Genomic DNA, 20,129 nt, shown 5'->3' with positions numbered 1-20,129 from the left:
GAAGATATCAATTAATTATATATAAAGAAAGAAGGAGTAAAATGAACAAAAAAGAAAAGCCAAATATAATTAGCTTGCATAAAAAAGTAGCACTGGGCTTATCAATAATAACAATGCTGAGTACAGCAACACCAGTATTTGCATTCACACCAGCAAATAGCGAAACAAAACAAGCTATAAAACAAAAGATTGAAGAAATTCAAAGAAATCAAGAAATTCAAAAACATTTATTAGGAACAGATTATCTAGCTCCACCTCACAATACAAATTATACACCAGGTATTGACCTAGGTGATTATGAAGATGTTGATGATAGCGGAAAGCTCTACAGTAAAGATTCTTATATATTAACAGCTGATCAAATTTCTGAAACTGCTTGGTATGCAATATATGATGAACTTGCAAAAGCAAAAAATAACGTGGATTCTTTAGATCAAGATGGGGCAAATGCTTTATTAGCAGAACTTAATAGAATTTTAGATTTATATTCTGTTAATAATGATCAAAAATTAAAAGAAGATGGAGACTACGAAGGTAGTAAGAATTTTAAAATAGTAGAAGTTAGACAAGATTATACAGATGGAAATACATCTGTATATAAGAAGACTGGAAAAGAAATTCAAGAGATTAAAGATATTTTCTCTGAAATGCAAATTGTAAAATGGGGAAATGAATTAGATTTATTATTTGTTTCAAAAAATAAGATTAATTCACTGGTTTTAAGAAAAGTATCAGGAAAAGATATTTGGGCAAGTATAGGAAGTTCAGCCCCTAAGAATCTAAAGAAAAATGATTTAGTTGCGATTCCAATTCCAGCAGAACTTAATGGAGAGCAGTTAGTAGTTGAATCCATGTCCTATGTAGACAGTGAGGGAGAAACTAAAAAAGTGGGTCCTTTTGGAATAGATATAGATTATGCTGCTATGGGAAAAACAACTCTAACTGATAACTCTGATAGATTTTCTAAAAAGACAAAAGCTAGAATTAAATATTGGATAAAAAGAGGAGAAATCTTAATAGGGAAATATCTTGATGCTGATGTAGACAAAGATAAAGAAAGGATTGCAAAAGTAACAGAAAGCATCGAAAAATTAAATCAACTTAGAAACTCTGATAAACCTTCTATGACAAAGGCATTAGAATACGCTCAACCTATTTATGAAATAGAAAATGCATTTACTTTAATGGAAGTATTAAATATTAAAGTAGCAGAAGCAATGGAAGATATTAGTTCTAAGGATGTAATAAATGAAGATAAATATACAAAGGAAAGTATAGAAAACTTTAAGAAATTCTTAGAAAACACTGAAAAAGAAGCAGGAGATTTAGATGCTAAGGAATTAGTTGACAGAATTAACATGGTTCAAGGAGCATCACAAAACAGGATTCTTAAATATAATACTTCAAAACTTGAAAAATTAGTTGAAAAAGCAAAGAAATATGAGGAATCTAAATGTGAACAAGAAAGCTATCTAGCAATGAAACTAGCTTTAACAAAAGCAGAAAAATGGCTAGAAGCAAATAAAACTTATTCTCCAAGTTATAACGAAACAGAAGAACAATATAAAAAATTAGATGAAGCTATAAAAGCTCTCAAAGGAAAAGATGGACAACCTGTGCCAGAAATAAGTGATGATTCAAAAAAATCTCAATCAAATGCGGTATATGAAGTTCCTGTAACGTCTGTATCAAACGATAAGGTTAGACCATTACTAAAAAATACTGCAAAATACTATGAAAAAGAAAATAAGATTGTACTGACATTTGAAAAAAATAATAACTTTATAACTGATTTAACATACTATGACGCAGAATTTCAACAAAAAAAGGGAGATGTAATATCAGCTAACGGAAAACATGAAGGAAAGGATATTTTAAGAGAAGTAGCTCTAACTAATGTATTTGGGAAATCTACACTTAGTCCGGCAGTTTATATTAATGTTAAGTATCATGATGTAGATAAAATGGGCGATGATGAGCTAAACGCTATATCAGTTGGTTTAGATTTAAAAAACAAAAAACTTATTTCTGGAGAAATAAATAAAAAAGATGAGAAAAAAGAACAAACTAAACCATATGAAGTTCCATTAGATATTAAAAACCAAGATGGAAATGAAAAAACTTATCTTGAAAGATTAGTTGAACCAAGGGGAATTTATGACCCAGTAAATAAAAAGTTAAAATTAAAGGTAAATCCTGAAATGCAAGACGGGAAAGTAAAAACATATTTAACTGCAATACAATATACTGGCTCTAAAAATGCTGAAGTTACTAAAAAAGAAAGTAAAGAAGTAGTCGGTCAAAACACACCACAAGAAATTCCAATGGAATTTACAATTAATTTCGATATTGAAAAGGATATTGATGATAATAAAAACGCAAGATTAGTTTTATCAACTGATGCATATGATAGTTCTAAGACAAATAAAAAAGGATATGACTTTAGTATATATTTATTTGTAAAAAATGAAAATAAAAAACAATCAAAAGAGGAAAGTGAATCAATAGACAAAACTTTAAATACAAGATTAGATACTCTAAAAGAAAACTTTAATAAAGTTCAAACTTATTTACCAGATGAAATAGATGTCTTTGATTCAGTTGACAAGTCAGTAGAATGGAACCAAAACAATGGCGAAAATCAAAAAATAAAAACTAAAAAAGTTAATATAAAGAGTGAAATAATTTCTGCTTTAAACCAAAGTGATGAAATAAAAACAAAAGCTACTAAAGAAAAAGAAGGGTTTATTAATAAGCTTGAAGGATATTCTCTAGCTATACAACCATGGGTAAACTTTATCGATAGATTACAAGATGAAGTGGATAATATTAATGAAATAAAAACTTCAAAGAGATATACTCAAGAATCAGTAGATAAAGTTGATGGAATTTTATTAGAATTAGCTAAGAAAAAACAACCAACTATATCTCAAAATGATTTAAAAGAATATACAGCTAAGTTAAATGAATTATATTCTTATTTAAGACTTGATCCGACAGCTCTTGAAACAAAAATCAAAGAAGCGGAAGAAAAAATTAATTCTGGAAAATATAAAGATCAAGGTGTTAAAGCTTTAAAAGATACTCTTTATGGATATAAGCAACCAGATATTTCATATAAGCCATATTATGATAAAGATACAATTAACTATAAAGGGTTATCAAATTCTTATGGTGCAAAGGCATTTTTAGCAGATATAAACGATCCTAAAAATACTAATAAAGATGAAAACAAAGGGAAAGATGGTGTAAATCTTGATATATTAGTTTACGATACATGGATTAAGAGACTGGATAAGGCAATGGAAGCTTTAGAAGAAAAGACAGCTAAAGATGTTACAACTAGAGCTTTAGAAGAAAAAATAGAAGAAGCTAAAAAATTAAAGAAAAATAATACTAAATCAGAAGAAGCAAACACTACTATTGATGCTGCAATTGAATCTGCAAAAAAATTATTAAAATCAACAAAACAAGATGAGATTGATAATGCAGTTAAAACTTTAGAAAAAGCTATTGAAGATTATAAAAATTCTAACGATGTATTTAAAACTGATAAATTAGAAAAAACAATTGCAAAAGCAAAAGATATTTTAGCAAAAAGCAATAAAGAAGAAAAAGCTAAAGTTGATTTAAATAAAGCAATAGAAACTGCAAAAAATGCATTGAAGGCAAATAATCAAGCAGATATTAATAAAGCTGATGAAGCATTAGAAAAAGCAATAGAAAATTTCTCACAAACTCCTGATAAAAAAGACTCAGATGTTAATGTAGAAGCAACAAAAACTGCAACTGTTGAGTTATATCATGAAAAAGAAGAAAAACTTTCTATGGCTAAAGATGTACTTTGGAATAAAGCAAAATTAACAAAGGAAAATGGAAAATGGTATTTACAACTTCAAATTGTGCCAATGCAAAATGAGAATCCAAGTACTAAAAAGATGGAAACAACAGGTGCATTAACTAAGTTAAAATACACATTAGATGGACAAGAAAAATTTGCCCAAGTATTAGGTAAAGTACCAGTAAAAGTTGGAAATAATTCATTTGAATCTCCTTCATTCTTAAGATTAGAAGTAAAAGAGAATCAAAAAGATATACCTGTACAATTATTCTATTTAACTTTCTTAAGCTCAGAAGAATATAGTCCTAATGCAAGAATTAGAATTAACTGGGATTCTTTAGTGGATGGATTTAACGAAAATGAATATAAAGTTGATAAGGGACCTTTAATTGAATTAATAAAAGGATATGAAAGTTTATCAAGTTTCACAAAAAATAATAAAGATTTAAATGAAACTCTTAAAAATAATTTAGTAAATGAAATAAATAAGGCTAAACAAGTAGTAGCTAATCCAAGTGCAACAAGAGAAAACATTGAAAAGGCATATAATGATTTAGTTCCAGTTGGCGAAGCTCTTAGAAATGCATATGAAATAAAGCAAACTTATATAACAGGAGCGGAAGCAAATCTAAGAGAATTTGAAGGTGAAACTGGCAAATACACTGCTGAATCATTAAATAAATATAAAGAAATAATAAAACAGGCTAAAGATGCACTAAAAGAAGCATCAGATTATAAAAAAATAAGTGATGCATATAATGCAATAAAATCAATAGATGATGTATTAGTATATGATACTTCTAAATTGGAAGAAAAAATAAAAGAATCAGAAACTAAACTTAATGGTAATTTTACAAAAGATAGTATTGATGCTTTAAAAATAAAGATTAGTGACGCTAGGTCATGGGTTGATAACGCTAAACGAAACGGAATAAAAGCAGGATACAAAAAGGAAGAACATCTAAAAGCTTTAGAAAAAGCTGTTGCAGAACTTAAAAACATTGAAGCACAAGAATCTAAAGAAATAAAAGTATCCTTAAAGAATAAGGATAACAAACCTTTAGAAATAAATCCGGAAATAGTTGTTGGAAAAGCTATAAGTAAAAAGGTAAACGATAAATATTATGTTGAAGTAAGTTTTAAAGCAGTTGAAAAGGCTACAGGTTCTCGCGATGTTACAAAAGAATATGTACAAGCAGTTTCTAGTGTCAAGTATAAGTTTAATGATGAATTAAAAGATGCAGATGTTTTATCTAAAGAAAAAGTTAGAGTTAATAACGAAGAATTTAATTCTCCAACTAAGGTTAGAATGCAAGTTAATAAAGACCAACAAAGCGTTGATTTGAAGCTTGATGTTAAAACTGAAACTGGTAACAAAGAAGCAGATGCAATTTTATCTTTTGCAAATACAGAAGAAAATAAGAAGACTTATACAGTAACATTTAAAACTGATCACACAGATGCACCTAAAGCTCAAGCAGTAGAAGAAAATGGTAAGTTAACTAAACCAACTGGATTTGAAAAGGATATAACAGAAGTTCAAGGCAAAGACGGCAAGAATTATGTATTTAAAGGTTGGTTTAATGGTAATGATGAGTTTGACTTCTCTAAAACTATAACTGGAAGTATCACATTAATAGCAAAATGGGAAGCTAAAGAAGAATCTAAAGTATTAGATAAATCTGCTTTAATAAGTAAAATAGAAAAAGCTAAAGAAATAAAAAAAGGTAATAAGACAGCAGAAGCTTTTAATAAGCTTGTAAGTGTTATTGATGATATTGAAACTTCTCTAGATAGCATTAAAAATAAAGATGCATTAGATAAAGCCATAGCTAGACTTAATGCTGCTATAAAAGAATTTAATGAAAGTGATAACGAGGTTGAATTAAATAAAGATGCATTAGAACAATTAATTGAAAATGCAAAAGCAAAGCTTAATGATGATAAACCTCAATCTGAAAAAGATAAATTATCAGCTTCAATTACAATTGCAACAAATATTTTAAATACAGCAACAATTCAAGATGTTTTAAATAATGCCCTAACAAGTTTACAAAATGCAATAAGTGCTTTTGATAATTATACTCCACCAGTAGCTAAAAAAGTGATTTATAAAGTACCTGTAGCATTCTATAGTGCAACAAATAAGGGGAATCCAGTTGCTATGGGCGGTGATACACTAGTTCCGAACGCAGAATTATTAGTTGAGGGCGATAATGCTAAATTAACAATTACATTAATACCATCAAATAGTATGCAAGGTAAATATGTTACTAAATTATATAATAATTCAACTGATAAGACTCCAATTGGAGAGGTTATAACAACTAGTGTTGGAGAAGGTCTAGAAACAAGACCTGAGCAATATATTATTAATTTAAAAAGCATTGATCTTGATAGAGTCTATGATATTCCAGCAGTAATGGAAGCGAAGGACATGCCAATGCCAATAGGTGTTGATATTCATGTAAATCTTGATCAAAAAGAAGTTATTTCACAAGAAGAGGGTCAAGATCAAAATACAGAAGTTAAAAAGACTGAATTAATAAAATTAGTTAAATCAATAGAAAATAAAGATTTTGCATCTGCTACAGAAGAAGCTAAAAAGCAATTAAACGATGCATTAACTAATGCAAGCACTGTAATTACAAACAAAGCTGCATCTGAAGAAGATGTAACAAATGCAATTTCTAAATTAAACACAGCTATAGAAAACGCATCAAAGAAAAAAGAACCTGAAACACCACCAACAGTTAAGGTTAATAAAGATGCTTTAAAGGCTTTAATTGATAGTGCAAATGGAAAGAAGGAATCTGATTATACAACTGATTCGTTTGCAAAATTTAAAGAAGCCTTAAATAAAGCGAAAGAAGTATACAATGATATTAATGCAAAACAAGATAAAGTGGATGAAGCAAAAACAAATCTTGAAAATGCAATAAATAAATTTGAAGAAAATAAAGTAATTCCACCAGCTAAAAAAATAGATAAGACTGAACTTGATAAGGTAATTAAAAAAGCAAATGGAATTTCTACTTCAAAATATACTTCTGAATCTGTAAAGAATTTTGAAAAAGCATTAAAAGTAGCAAAAGATTTAATTAAAGATTCAAATGCAACACAAGAAAAAGTAAATGAAGCAAAAACAAATCTTGAAAATGCAATTTCAAATCTTAAAGAAAATGTTAATAAGATAGATTTATTTAATTTAATTAAAGAATCTGAAAGGATTTATGAAAGAGATTTTGAAGATGATGTTTATTTAAGAGAATTTAGAGCGGAACTTCGTAAAGCTAAAGCTGTATATAATGATAAAAATGCAATCCAAAACGAAGTTGATAAAGCAGTTAGAGATCTTTCTGTAGCTAAATCAAATTTAAATGCAAAGAAAAAAGGCAATAGATTTTATGAAGTCCCAGTATATGCTGAAAAAATAACTGGTGGAGAATCAATGGCAAATAAAGTTTTAACTTCTTATGCAAAAGTTGAAGAAAAAGACGGAAGATTCACATATACTGTTCAATTTGGAAAACTTACTATTGGAGATAAAACAGCAGGCGTAGATACACTTTATATTTACGATGGTGGAACTAAATACACTGCATCAAGAGGATATAATGGAACATTTAGCTGGACTACAAATTCTAAAGTTTATACTCAAAGAGTTTCCTTTGAAGTGTCTGCAATGTCATCTGCTCAAGATGCTATCTTAAGATTCAACTGGTCAGGCGCAACTGTAACCAAAGAAGATTCTAGATTTAATACACCTGCTCCTAACAAGAAGGTAGAAATGCCAAAGAAATCTGAAGATAAAAAGAAAGAAGAAGAAAAGAAAAACAATATTATTAATAGCAACAAAGCTGATGTCAATAATTTTAACGACATTAACGGACATTGGGCAAAGAATGCAATTGATTATGTTGTATCTAAAGGATATTTTAAAGGACTAAGCAATACTGAATTTGGACCTAACAAAGCTATAACAAGAGGTCAATTTGTTACTGTTCTTGGAAGAATGTTAAATGTAAATACTTCAGAATATTCTTCTCAAAGCTTTAGCGATGTTAATTCAAACACTTATTATAGTCCATACATTGCATGGGCAAGCAAGATGGGCATAGTAAATGGAGTTGGCAATAATAAATTTGCACCAGACAAGGAACTAACTAGAGAAGAAATGGCAGTAATGATGAGTAAGTTCTTAAAAATTGCAAATAAAAACTTATCTGTTAAAGGTAATGTAAACTTCAATGATAATAATACGATTGCTCCATGGGCTAAAGATTCAGTAGCTGAAATGGCAAAACTTGGTGTAGTAAAGGGAATGGAAAATGGAAACTTTTCTCCAAAGACAGCCTTTACAAGAGCTCAAGTAGCACAAGTTTTATACAATATAGATCATCAATAATATTTTAGTAGTTGTAGTAAGATAGGGGATAGTCCCAGAAATTTTATATTAAATTAAGTAATATTTGATATATTGAAGTACTCACAAAAGCTTTAAAATAGAAGGACAATCCTTAACTATTATCAAATAATTGAAAGAGCTGCAAAAGCAGCTCTAAATATTAAAGGAGTGTAAAATGAAAAAAATACTTTTAACATTATTATTAGCTTTGGTATTAATTCCAAATTCTATATTTGCAGCAAAATATGAAGTGCCTGTTAAACTTGAAAAATTTGGAGAGCCTGGTAAGGAATCTATGGGTAATACTGCGCTAAAGAAAACTGCAGAAGTTGAAGAAAAAGATGGCAAATATTTTTATACATTAAATCTTAAAAAGATGAATTTCATGAACATGGAAGGAGAAATTACAAATCTTTTTGTATTTGATGCTGATGATAATTCTAATAAAGTTGAAACTAAGCAAACTCCAGTTGAAGGAGAATACAATAAGATTCATGAATTTGAAAGAGTAAATCCTAAAGAAGAAAAAATTCTTGTTGCTGTATGGGTTGATGCAATGGATGCCATAGCTGGTGGTGGCAAAGGTTCAGGAGAACAAAAGGCTTATCTTAAATTTGATTGGGCTAATGCAAAGGAATTAAAGTCAGAAAATAAAGATGCAAAACAAGAAAAAAATCATGCGAAAGCAGCAGACAAAGTAGAAAAAGCTTCTAAATCTGATATTAAAATTATTGTAAATAATAAAGAAATCAAGCCTGAAACTCCAGCTTATATTGAAAATGGAAGAACTATGGTTCCTCTAAGATTTATATCTGAAGCTCTTGGAGAAAAGGTTGATTGGAAAAATGAAACTAAGACTGTTGTAATTGGTGACAATAAAGCAAGTCTTGTTATCGGTTCAAAAGAAATTCAAGCAAATGGTAAAAATATTACTATTGATTCACCAGCAGTTATTAAAGATTCAAGAACTTTCGTACCCCTAAGAGCAATTGCAGAAATCTTAGGTGCAAAAGTAGATTGGGATGGCAACACTAGATCTGTAGTTATCAACAGATAAATCTATTATAAATTCATATTTTCTCAATTAATTCTCCTGCCTTTTTGGTGGGAGAATTTTTTAATTGGAGCTGATATAATAAAATAGATTTCAAATATCTTAAAAATAGTTTAAACTATTTAATAGGAGTGATTAAGTGAAATTAACATCAAGTCAATTAAAAGCAATCGAGCATATAGATGGACCTGCAATTGTTCTAGCAGTGCCTGGTGCTGGGAAAACTACGATGATACTTCATAGAACAAAAAAATTAATAGACTTGGGAATTGATCCAAAAAGTATTTTGACTATTACTTTTTCAAAGGCACAAGCTGTGGATATTCAAAATAGATTTTATAAAATGGATTCTGTGCATAAACCATATTTCTCAACTATTCACGCATTTTGCTATTCGATTATTAGAGATTATGCAAATAAAGTTGGAAGAGTTTACAATCTTATCGATTCAAATATTTCAAAAAAATATGAAATACTTCGTGGGATTTATATGAAAGTAAACAGCGACTATCCAACTGAGGATAGAATTGAGACTGCAATTTCAGAAGTTGGCTATTGCAAAAATGCGATGATAAGTCCAAAATCCTTTGCAAAATCAAAAAGATGTGAAACGCAAAACTTCCAGAATTTTTATAATTCCTATGAGAAGTATAAAGAAGAAAAAAATTTAATAGACTTTGATGATATGATTACTAAATCCTATGTGATTCTTAAAGAAGATGCCAGCATTAGAAAAAAATACAGATACAGATTTAAATACATCCAACTTGATGAGGGACAGGATACTAGTAAGTCACAATTTTTAGTTTTAAAGCTTCTTGCTAAGCCTGATGATAATTTATTTGTCGTTGCAGATGATGATCAATCTATTTATGGTTTTAGAGGTGCAAATCCCAGTGAATTATTTAAATTAAAAGAAGATTATAAAAATTTAAAGACCTTTTATATGCAGGATAATTTCCGTTCCACTAAAAATATTGTAAATATTTCAAATATTTTCATTGAGCAAAATAAAAATAGATTTGAAAAGACTCTTGTAACAGACAATCCCTTTAAAAATCCTGTGAGCATTATAAAAGTTAAAGAGCCGAAGGATCAATATAAAATTATAGAAGATGAAATAAATAAAAGCGATTTAGACACCGCAATTCTATACAGAAATAATTTGTCAAGCATTGGTCTTGTTGAATATTTTGAGAGAAAAAATTATAATTTTAATATAAAAGATAAAAAGACAAAATTTTTCTCACATTTTATAACTCGAGATATTTTAAATATCTTAGAATTTTCTAGAGACTTATCAGATATTGATTTATATGAAAAGTTTTATTTTAAACTCATTGGATATATTTCAAAAAGGCATATTGAGTACCTTAAAAAGCATAGAGGGAAGAATGTTTTTAATATATTAAAGGGTTATCCTGGACTTCCACCTTATTATCACAAGAATATAAACAATTTATTAGTTGGATTTAAGAAGATTGCAAGAAGTGATGTTTACACTGCAATTAATTATATTGACAAGGAAATGGGTTACGGCGACTATTTAAGAGATAATGCAAAGAGATTAAAGGAAACTGTTCCAAGTTTAAATGAATATTTATATTATTTAAAATTAATTGCAAAAAATGTAGACTCCTATGAATTATTTATAGGTAGACTTAAAGAGTTAGAATATATTTTAAAGAAGCCCAAAGATTCAGATGCAAATATTACATTTTCAACTATACATTCTGCTAAAGGACTTGAATTTTCAAGGGTTTTTGTTGTAGACTTATATGAAGGAACTTTGCCTTCAAGCACAAGTATTGATGCTTTGGGCGAAGACGAAGACTTAATTGAGGAAGAAAGAAGGCTATTTTATGTAGCGATGACTAGAGCGAAAGATGAACTTTATCTCATGTATTCACATTACACAAATGGAAACAAAAATGAGGTTTCAAGTTTTCTATCGGATTTAGAAACTTTGGCAGGTGAAGATAATGGAATTAATGGATGAACTTAATATTATAATTAATGGAAGAGACGAAGTTCTAGCCAATGGGCTATTCGATGATTATCACGCAGTTGATATATCAATGGAACTTGAGAAATTAGAATCTGATGATATTGAAAAGTTTGTAAGGCTCTTGACTAATGAAAATGTGGCAACTCTTCTTGAAGCTTCTGAAGATGACATACTTTTAGAAATTACTAGGGACTTTTCTAATGAAGAATTAATTGAAATTTTCACTCATATGGAAGACTCTATTGTAGCAGACCTTTTAGGTCTTATGTCAACTGCTAGAAGAAAGTCGATTTTATCAATAATGAAAAAGGCCGATTCTAATATTTTAAAGATGATTTTATCCTTTGATGAAGAATCTGCCGGCGGTATAATGTCTACAAACTTCATAGCGCTTAAGAAAAATTTAACTGCAGAAGAAGCCATAAAAAAGATTAGGTCAATATCTCCTGAAAAGGAAATAATAGATGAGATTTTCGTAACAGATGATTATCACAGACTTCAAGGAATTGTAACTATTAGAGATTTACTTGTATATGATGCAAAAACTCTCTTAGAAGACATTCTTGAAGAAGTTGACTTTTATGTATATGGAACCGATGACCAAGAAATCGCAGCAAACTTATTTAGTAAGTATGAGCTTGACTTGCTGCCAGTAGTAAATAGCAATATGGCAATTTTAGGAGTTATAACTTCAGAAGATATCATCCCAATCATCGAACAAGAGCACAACGAAGATATCTTACAAATGCACGGTGTTAACGCCGATGAAGAATACGACTCTAGTTGGTTTGATTCTTTTAAAAGTAGAATACCCTGGCTTATAATAAATCTTTTGACGGCATTTTTAGCATCTTTTGTTGTAAAATCTTTTGAATCAACTATTTCGCAAGTAGTTGTACTTTCTGCAGCAATGCCAATTGTCACAGGTATGGGAGGTAACGCAGGATCCCAGACGCTTTCAATTATTTTAACTTCCATTGCAAGGGGAGAAATGTCCCTTAAAGATGACTTTAAATTAATTTTCAAGGAAATGTTCCTTGGACTTACTGAAGGGGCTCTAATAGGACTTTGTGCAGCAGGAGTATTTGTTTTTTGGCACAGAAATTTATATCTCGGTTTAATTCTTTTCTTGGCAATGATATTTAATATGATTATTGCCTGTTCCATGGGATTTTTAATTCCACTAGTGCTTGATAAATTAAAAGTCGACCCAGCAATTGCGTCTTCAATATTTTTAACGACATTTACAGATACTTGTGGTTTCTTTATATTCCTTGGAATGGCGACTGTGTTTTTGCCAAAATTAATTTAATATAAAAATAAAAGACCTGGATAACCGGGTCTTATTTTATAATCTTTTCAAAAGCAATTCTCTTATTAATTCCCCCTAAATAAACAAATCCGCAGTGATTATAATCTAAACTTTTTAAAAGTCTTTGCATTGATGTATTCATTTCATGAGTATCAATTCTAATGGAATCAAAATTATTTTCTTTTGCATAATTTTCGCATAATTCTAAAATTTTTCTGCCATAGCCTTTATTTCTCTCTGTAGAAATAGTTCCAACTCTGTGAATAGAAATATAAGGACCATCTGAAACCCAATCTCCATCTAAATTACTTTCATAATCTATGTCGTAGTTATAAATAAGAGCAGTGGATACAATTTTATTTTCATCTTCTACGACATAAATAATTTTATCTTTTATTAATTGTTCAAGATTATCTGTGTTTGGCTTATCAACGCCTTGCCACTGATTAATTCCCTCTTTTCTTAATTTATTTGATCCATCTTCATATATTTCATCTATTTGAGATTTGTCTTCTGGTTTTGCAAGTCTAAATTCCATATTTCCTCCAAGTCAACAGGTATTTCTTCTTTTATATTAATTTCATTTTTAAAAACTTCGCAATTATATGCAATGATATTTACACCATTTTCTTTTGCATTTTTAAGAGTTTCTGAAAAGTCTTTGTCAGTTACATAATTAGGAGTAAAAATTTTGGCATCTTCCATTTGAATTACAAAAACTATATAAGCTTCATATTCATCTTGAGAATTTACAAGACCTTTGATATGCTTTAATCCTCTTTTTGTTGGAGCATCGGGAAAAGCAGTGATGCCACAATTTTCAAGAGTAACTCCTTTAACTTCTAAAAGAATCTTTTTGTTTTTTCCTTCAATATAAAAATCAAATCTAGAATCACCATGAGTGTATTCTCTTTTGATATAGGTAGGGGAGAAACCAATGTCAATCTTTCCATTATTAAGACCTTCTTCAACTAATGTGTTTGGAGCTTGTGAATCAATGTTAATTAATTTATCGCCCTTTTGAACCATTATAAGTGTGTAAGAAGTTTTTCTATTAGGATTGTCATTATAGGCAAGATACACTTTTGTTCCATGAATTAAAAGCTCATTACATCTACCAGTATTAGGAACATAAACTTCAAGCTCTAAAAATCCTTTTTTACAAACTGAGATAAATCTATTTTTTCTATATAAAAATGTAGCTGACATTATACTTTTATATTTCATTTAATCACCATAAAATATTATACATTTTACTTTAGTTTAAGTAAAATTTCATATAAAATAGGAAAAAAGGAGGTCTTTATGGACGTATTAATTGTAATAGATATGCAAAATGATTTTATTGATGGTTCTTTAAAAAGTAAAGATGGCATTAATCTATTAAATAAAATAGTAGAAAAAGTAAATGAATTTAATGGAGAAGTGGTCTATACAAAAGACACTCATGAGAAGAATTATCTAGATACCTTTGAAGGACAAAATCTTCCAATAGAGCATTGCATTAGGGGAACAGAAGGACATGAAATTGCAAAAGCTCTTCAAGAAACGAAGTCTTTTAAAGATTCTAAAATTATTGAAAAATATACCTTTGGCTCAATAAAATTGGGAGAGTATTTAAAAGACTTAGATGATAAAGAGAATCTGGAAAATATATATTTTGTAGGACTTGTAGCAGATATTTGTGTAGTATCAAATATTTTAATTACAAAAGCATTTTTACCTGAGAAAAATATTTACCTATACAAAGACTTAACAGAAGGATTGACAGATGAGAAAAAGAAAAGTGCAATAGATGTGCTTGAGTCCTGTCATATTAAAATAATTTAAAAAATCTTAGCTAATACGTAGCCAACTTTTATGAATAAAATTAAAAAAATTATAAAAAAGCAAATAAAAAAGACTGTTGTAAAACTCAACAGTCTTTTGTGGTGCCCAGAGCCGGAATCGAACCAGCGACACGAGGATTTTCAGTCCTCTGCTCTACCGACTGAGCTATCTGGGCAAGTAATGGTGGGCCTTCAGGGACTTGAACCCGGGACCTACCGGTTATGAGCCGGGCGCTCTAACCAACTGAGCTAAAGGCCCTCACCATTGGCGGAGAAAGAGGGATTTGAACCCTCGCGACCCTTGCGGGACCTACTCCCTTAGCAGGGGAGCCTCTTCAGCCACTTGAGTATTTCTCCACTTAGAAGTGTACTCTTTAGCAACTTACTTTACCTATTTTACAAGAGATTTGTGACTTTGTCAACAGTTATTTACAAATTTTATTAAATATTTACAAAGCCTCTTCAGCTGCTGTTTTTACATTATCTCATAAAAGATTAGAAAAATAAAGTGTAAATTTAATAATTAAAATTAATTTAAAATCAAAATAAATTTATAGATTATAAAATAGGCAAAGGGAAAATCAAAAGAAAAAATAAAAATAATATTCCCTAGTAATTTACTATGATTATTAGTTTTAATATATAGTTCTTTTTGAAAAGCAGTATCAATTAAAACAAAAATTTCAAAAAATAATGACAATTAATATTGAAATTATGGGATTAACATAAAATTAACAATAATTTCACACAAAATATTCATAAAAAAATAATAATAAATGATTGTATTTTATATATCTTTATGTTATTATAATTTCAGAAGATTATGAATGGTATTCATAAATGGTATAAAAATCTTATGGAGGTAAATAGATATGGCATATGTAATTAATGATTCTTGCATCGCTTGTGGTGCATGTCTTCCAGAATGTCCAGTTAACTGTATTTCTGAAGGAGATATTTACGAAATTGATCAAGATCAATGTATCGATTGTGGCAGCTGTGCAGCAGTTTGTCCAGTAGGTGCACCAAATCCTGAAGACTAATTATGTAGAAAAAATAAGGCTTAGGCCTTATTTTTTTGTCTATTTTTATAAAAAATCTGCTTGAATAACCAGGCAGATTTTTTTATTTACTTCAAAAAATTTAAAAAATGTACTTTTCACTTGACTTTATCGGAAAATAGAAGTAAATTAATCTTAGACATTTCTTAGATTTTTATTAGAATGGAATTAATATAATGATTAAAAAATTTTATTAAAATACTTATTGAAATAGAAATATTTAATTAATCGAGGAGAAAAAACGGTGGTATAATATAGTTCTATTTTTGAACTATATTTTTTAATTTGAAGGGAGTAATAAAGTATGCTAATCCATATGGGATTGGATGTAGGTTCAACTACAGTAAAACTTGTTATTTTAGACAAAAAACTCAATATCCTATATAAAACATATAGAAGACATTTTTCTGATGTAAGAAAAACTGTCAAAGATGTTATAAATGAAGTATACAATGATTTCAAATACGACACTGTAACAATTAATGTTACAGGTAGTGGTGGACTATCAGTTCACGAATTTTTAGACATAGATTTTATTCAAGAAGTAGTTGCCGGTAGGGAAGCTATTTCTTGTTTTATACCTGAAACTGATGTTGCAATTGAGCTTGGTGGCGAAGATTCTAAAATCACTTATCTAAGAGGCTCTGTTGAACAAAGGATGAACAGTATTTGTGCAGGCGGTACAGGTGCATTTATAGATCAAATGGCATCTCTTTTACAAACTGATGCTGCTGGTTTAAATGAAATGGCTAAGGATTATAAAAAGCTTTATCCAATTGCTTCAAGATGTGGTGTATTTGCAAAGACTGATGTGCAAGCACTTGTAAATCAAGGAGCAAGCAAGGCAGATATTGCAGTATCTGTTTTCCAATCAGTTGTAAATCAAACTATATCTAATCTTGCCTGCGGTAGACCTATCAGAGGTCGCGTTGCTTTCTTAGGTGGACCACTTCATTTCTTGCCAATGCTTAAAGAAAGATTTATTGAGACATTAAATCTAACTGAAGATGAAGTAATTGCTCCAGAAAATTCACAAATCTTTGTGGCACTTGGTGCAGCTTTATCAAGCATTGAATCTAAACCTATATCTTTTGTTGAACTTTTAAATAGAGTTAATAAGGGAGAAAGTGTTGAGATTTCACAAAATGATGTTATGGATCCTTTATTTACAAGCGATGAAGAAGTTATAGATTTTAGGAAAAAACACGAAACAAAAGATTTAAAAGAAGTTGATATAAAGACATATAGGGGACCAATTTATTTAGGTATTGACTCAGGATCAACTACTTCAAAAGTTGTTGCTATATCTGATAAAAATGAACTCTTATTTAGTTTTTACGGCTCTAATAATGGCAATCCCTTAGATATTGCTGTTGAGCAATTAAAAGAAATTTATAGATTAAAAAATGATGATTCATACTTTGCAGGTTGCGGAACTACAGGTTATGGAGAGGAATTTTTAAAGGCAGCTCTTAATCTTGATATAGGTGAAGTTGAGACAATTGCCCACTTTACTGCAGCTAAATTTTTTGACCCGAAAGTTGATTTTATTCTAGACATTGGTGGACAAGACATGAAGTCCATGAAAATTAGAGATGGGGTAATTGAATCAATTCTTCTAAATGAGGCATGTTCTGCTGGCTGTGGGTCATTTCTTGAAACTTTTGCTCATTCAGTAAATATGAGTGCAAGTGAATTTGCAAACGAAGCTACAAAATCTCGCACGCCTGTGGATTTAGGATCAAGATGTACTGTATTTATGAATTCAAATGTAAAACAAGCTCAAAAAGAAGGTGCGTCAGTTGCAGATATTTCTGCAGGTCTTGCATATTCGGTAATTAGAAATGCAATTCAAAAAGTTATAAAAATTAGAGACCCTAAAGATTTAGGTCAGCATATTGTTGTACAAGGTGGTACTTTCTTATCAGATGCAGTTTTAAGAGCATTTGAAAATTTAACAGGTGTTGAAGTTACAAGACCAAAAATTGCAGGACTAATGGGAGCACTTGGAATGGCTCTTATTGCTAAGGAAAAATCTGATGGCAAATCTAGTTTAATTTCAGCAGCAGAACTTGATGAGTTCACATATAGATCAATTTCTACAAATTGTCGACAATGTACAAATCACTGCAGTTTATCTGTAAATATCTTCCCTAATGGAAAAAGATTTATCTCTGGAAATAGATGTGAAAAGGGAGCAGGTAAAGTTAGAAGCAGTGAAGATGAACTTCCAAATATGTACAGATATAAGTATCAAAGAGTATTTGATTACGAATCATTAGATGAAAAAACTGCTAAGCGTGGAGTTGTTGGTATTCCAAGGGTCCTAAATATTTATGAAAACTACCCATTTTGGCATACATTCTTCACTGAACTTGGCTATTCAGTAAAACTTTCGGCAAAGAGTACAAGAGAAGTTTATGAAAAGGGAATTGAAACAATAACAAGTGAAACTGCTTGCTATCCTGCAAAAATTTCTCACGGTCATATAGAAGATTTAATCGAACAGGGAATTAAATTTATATTCTATCCTGCAGTGTTTTATGAAGAAAAGCAATTTAAAAATGCTGACAATACTTTAAACTGTCCAGTAGTTGCTGGATATTCTGAAGTTATTAAAAATAATGTAGATGAAATTTTAAATGGAAATATTAAATTTATGAATCCATTTTTGTCCTTTGATGATAGAAAGAAACTTGAAAAGAGACTTTCAGATGTATTCAAAGACATCCCATCATCAGAAGTTAAGAAAGCTGTAAGACTTGCTTACGAAGAGCAAGACAGATACAGAATGGATGTGCTAAATGAAGGTACTAGAATTCTTGAAGAAATCGAAAGAAAAGGTCAAAAAGCCATTGTTTTATCAGGTAGACCTTATCACATTGACCCAGAAATAAATCACGGAATTCCAGAACTTATAACAAGTCTTGGACTTGCAGTTATCTCTGAAGATGCAGTTGCAAGAAATGTTGAAATTGATTCAAGAATTAGAGTCCTTGACCAATGGAATTATCACTCTAGACTTTATAGAGCGGCAAAATTTGTTGGGGAACACGACAATCTTGAACTAGTACAATTGAATTCCTTTGGCTGCGGTATTGATGCAGTAACAACTGACCAAGTTCAACACATTCTTGAATCTTATAACAAGATTTATACTGTTTTAAAAATAGATGAAGTTTCAAACTTAGGATCTGTAAAAATTAGAATTAGATCTTTAATTGAAGCAGCTGAAAAACGTGAATTTGAAAAAATTGATGCTGACTTAGAAGGACTGCTTGATGACAATCCAGTTTTATTTACTAAGAAAATGAAGGAAGATAATTACACTATCTTAATGCCTCAAATGGCACCACTTCACTTTAGCATCTTTGAACCAATACTTCGTCAAGAGGGAATTAATATTGAAGTTCTTCAAGACGATGGACACAAAGTTGTCAACGAAGGACTTAGATATGTAAATAACGACTCATGTTATCCATCGATATTTGTAGTTGGTCAATTTATAGATGCAATTAAGTCTGGAAAATATGACACAAATAAAATTGCACTTTTAATGAGTCAAACTGGTGGAGCTTGTAGAGCTTCAAACTATGTTGGATTTATAAGAAAAGCACTTGCAGATGCAGGTTATGGGCACATTCCAGTAATTGGTCTTTCTTTCCAACAAATTGAATCGCATCCAGGACTAGAGCTTGATAAAGTAACTTTAGTAAGGCTTGGAACAAAATTAGTGCAAGCACTTTTATACGCAGATTTAATTATGAGACTTACTCAAGCGACTAGACCTTATGAAGTGATTAAAGGATCAACTAATATACTAAGAGATAGATGGATGGATATTGTAAGTTCAAGTGATTTAAGTTACAGCAAAAAATCTTTCAAAGAAAATGTAAATAAAATGGTTTCTGAATTTGAAAGACTAGAAATAACTAATGAAAAGAAACCAAAAGTTGGAATTGTTGGAGAAATACTAGTTAAATATCATCCAGCTGCAAACAACTATGTAGCAGACCTTCTTGAAGAGGAGGGAGCAGAAGTTGTAATTTCTGATATTACAGACTTTATGATGTATTCATTTAAGAATGCAAAGGCAAAGGCTGAAGAACTTTCTAAATCAAGACTTACATCATTCATTTGCGAAATAGGAATAAGTTATATTGAATCTTACAGAAAATATATAAGAGAAGCACTTGAAGGCACTAGATTTACTCCTCCAGGAAAGATAGAAGAGATTGTAGATTATGCCAAAAAATATGTAGATCTTGGAAATCAATATGGAGAAGGCTGGCTTCTAACTGGTGAAATGGTTGAGTTAATAGAAGATGGCGTTGAAAATATAATTTGTGTTCAACCTTTTGGTTGCCTTCCTAACCATATTACTGGTAAGGGAGTTATAAAAGCAATTAGAAACACATATGAAAAGGCAAATATAATTCCAATTGATTACGATGCTTCAGCTTCAGAAGTAAATCAATTTAACAGAATAAAGCTCATGCTTTCACAAGCTAGGAAAAATATGGAAGATGATGACAATAAATACAAAGTTGAAAAACTTAAAAGTACAGCTTCAATGAAGCTATAAAAGAAAGGGTAGATTTCATTCTACCCTTTTT

9 protein-coding genes and 3 tRNA genes are annotated in these 20,129 nt (G+C 30.0%); 7 read left to right on the top strand and 5 right to left on the bottom strand.

What is annotated here, in order from left to right:
• The first annotated feature begins 41 nt into the window (after window positions 1-41).
• The 4 genes from KQI68_RS06265 (at window position 42) to mgtE (ending at window position 12,623) form a co-directional block, all read left to right on the top strand.
• Window positions 42-8,249, top strand: a complete 8,208-nt coding sequence (locus KQI68_RS06265) for an S-layer homology domain-containing protein (RefSeq protein WP_216549273.1) — start codon at window positions 42-44, stop codon at window positions 8,247-8,249.
• 175 nt (window positions 8,250-8,424) lie between these two features.
• Window positions 8,425-9,306 (top strand): stalk domain-containing protein, encoded by an 882-nt coding sequence (locus KQI68_RS06260; RefSeq protein ID WP_216549272.1) that lies wholly within the window; start codon window positions 8,425-8,427, stop codon window positions 9,304-9,306.
• A gap of 136 nt (window positions 9,307-9,442) precedes the next feature.
• Window positions 9,443-11,302 (top strand): ATP-dependent helicase, encoded by a 1,860-nt coding sequence (locus KQI68_RS10500; protein ID WP_216549271.1) that lies wholly within the window; start codon window positions 9,443-9,445, stop codon window positions 11,300-11,302.
• Complete coding sequence (gene mgtE, locus KQI68_RS06250) at window positions 11,286-12,623, top strand: magnesium transporter (RefSeq protein WP_216549270.1); 1,338 nt, start codon at window positions 11,286-11,288, stop codon at window positions 12,621-12,623. Before KQI68_RS10500 ends, mgtE begins: the two co-directional genes overlap by 17 nt.
• A gap of 31 nt (window positions 12,624-12,654) precedes the next feature.
• On the opposite strand, the gene KQI68_RS06245 is transcribed toward mgtE, so the two are convergent.
• Together KQI68_RS06245 and sfsA are read right to left on the bottom strand one after the other, a co-directional pair.
• Window positions 12,655-13,161, bottom strand: a complete 507-nt coding sequence (locus tag KQI68_RS06245) for a GNAT family N-acetyltransferase (RefSeq protein ID WP_216549269.1) — start codon at window positions 13,159-13,161, stop codon at window positions 12,655-12,657.
• Window positions 13,119-13,850, bottom strand: a complete 732-nt coding sequence (sfsA, locus tag KQI68_RS06240; protein ID WP_216549268.1) for a DNA/RNA nuclease SfsA — start codon at window positions 13,848-13,850, stop codon at window positions 13,119-13,121. The genes KQI68_RS06245 and sfsA overlap by 43 nt, the downstream gene beginning before the upstream one ends.
• 78 nt (window positions 13,851-13,928) lie before the next feature.
• Between sfsA and KQI68_RS06235 the strand changes: the two genes are divergently transcribed.
• Window positions 13,929-14,453 carry a cysteine hydrolase family protein gene (locus tag KQI68_RS06235; protein ID WP_216549267.1) on the top strand — a complete coding sequence of 175 codons (525 nt, stop codon included), beginning with the start codon at window positions 13,929-13,931 and terminating at the stop codon, window positions 14,451-14,453.
• 99 nt (window positions 14,454-14,552) lie between these two features.
• On the opposite strand, the gene KQI68_RS06230 is transcribed toward KQI68_RS06235, so the two are convergent.
• The 3 genes from KQI68_RS06230 to KQI68_RS06220 form a co-directional block, all read right to left on the bottom strand.
• A tRNA-Phe gene (locus tag KQI68_RS06230) sits at window positions 14,553-14,628 on the bottom strand.
• Window positions 14,629-14,634: 6 nt separating this feature from the next.
• Window positions 14,635-14,711 (bottom strand) — tRNA-Ile (locus KQI68_RS06225).
• Between the two features lie 7 nt (window positions 14,712-14,718).
• A tRNA-Ser gene (locus KQI68_RS06220) sits at window positions 14,719-14,809 on the bottom strand.
• 515 nt (window positions 14,810-15,324) lie between these two features.
• Here KQI68_RS06220 and KQI68_RS06215 point away from each other — a divergent pair.
• Both KQI68_RS06215 and KQI68_RS06210 read left to right on the top strand, forming a co-directional pair.
• Window positions 15,325-15,495, top strand: coding sequence for a DUF362 domain-containing protein (locus tag KQI68_RS06215; RefSeq protein ID WP_216549266.1), 171 nt, complete (start codon window positions 15,325-15,327; stop codon window positions 15,493-15,495).
• A gap of 322 nt (window positions 15,496-15,817) precedes the next feature.
• Window positions 15,818-20,098 (top strand): 2-hydroxyacyl-CoA dehydratase, encoded by a 4,281-nt coding sequence (locus KQI68_RS06210; RefSeq protein ID WP_216549265.1) that lies wholly within the window; start codon window positions 15,818-15,820, stop codon window positions 20,096-20,098.
• The last annotated feature ends 31 nt before the right edge of the window (window positions 20,099-20,129 follow it).

The sequence above is a fragment of the Peptoniphilus ovalis genome (assembly GCF_018919265.1).
Taxonomy (GTDB): Bacteria; Bacillota; Clostridia; order Tissierellales; family Peptoniphilaceae; genus Peptoniphilus_A; species Peptoniphilus_A ovalis.
Note: the sequence above shows the minus strand (reverse complement) of the source record. Positions and strands in the feature narration are given on the sequence as shown.

Bases quoted from the DNA above. Each gene is read 5' to 3' on its own strand.
- KQI68_RS06265 (WP_216549273.1), top strand. From the start codon at position 42: ATGAACAAAAAAGAAAAGCCAAATATAATTAGCTTGCATAAAAAAGTA.
- KQI68_RS06260 (WP_216549272.1), top strand. From the start codon at position 8,425: ATGAAAAAAATACTTTTAACATTATTATTAGCTTTGGTATTAATTCCA.
- mgtE (WP_216549270.1), top strand. From the start codon at position 11,286: ATGGAATTAATGGATGAACTTAATATTATAATTAATGGAAGAGACGAA.
- KQI68_RS06245 (WP_216549269.1), bottom strand. From the start codon at position 13,161: ATGGAATTTAGACTTGCAAAACCAGAAGACAAATCTCAAATAGATGAA.
- sfsA (WP_216549268.1), bottom strand. From the start codon at position 13,850: ATGAAATATAAAAGTATAATGTCAGCTACATTTTTATATAGAAAAAAT.
- KQI68_RS06235 (WP_216549267.1), top strand. From the start codon at position 13,929: ATGGACGTATTAATTGTAATAGATATGCAAAATGATTTTATTGATGGT.
- KQI68_RS06215 (WP_216549266.1), top strand. From the start codon at position 15,325: ATGGCATATGTAATTAATGATTCTTGCATCGCTTGTGGTGCATGTCTT.
- KQI68_RS06210 (WP_216549265.1), top strand. From the start codon at position 15,818: ATGCTAATCCATATGGGATTGGATGTAGGTTCAACTACAGTAAAACTT.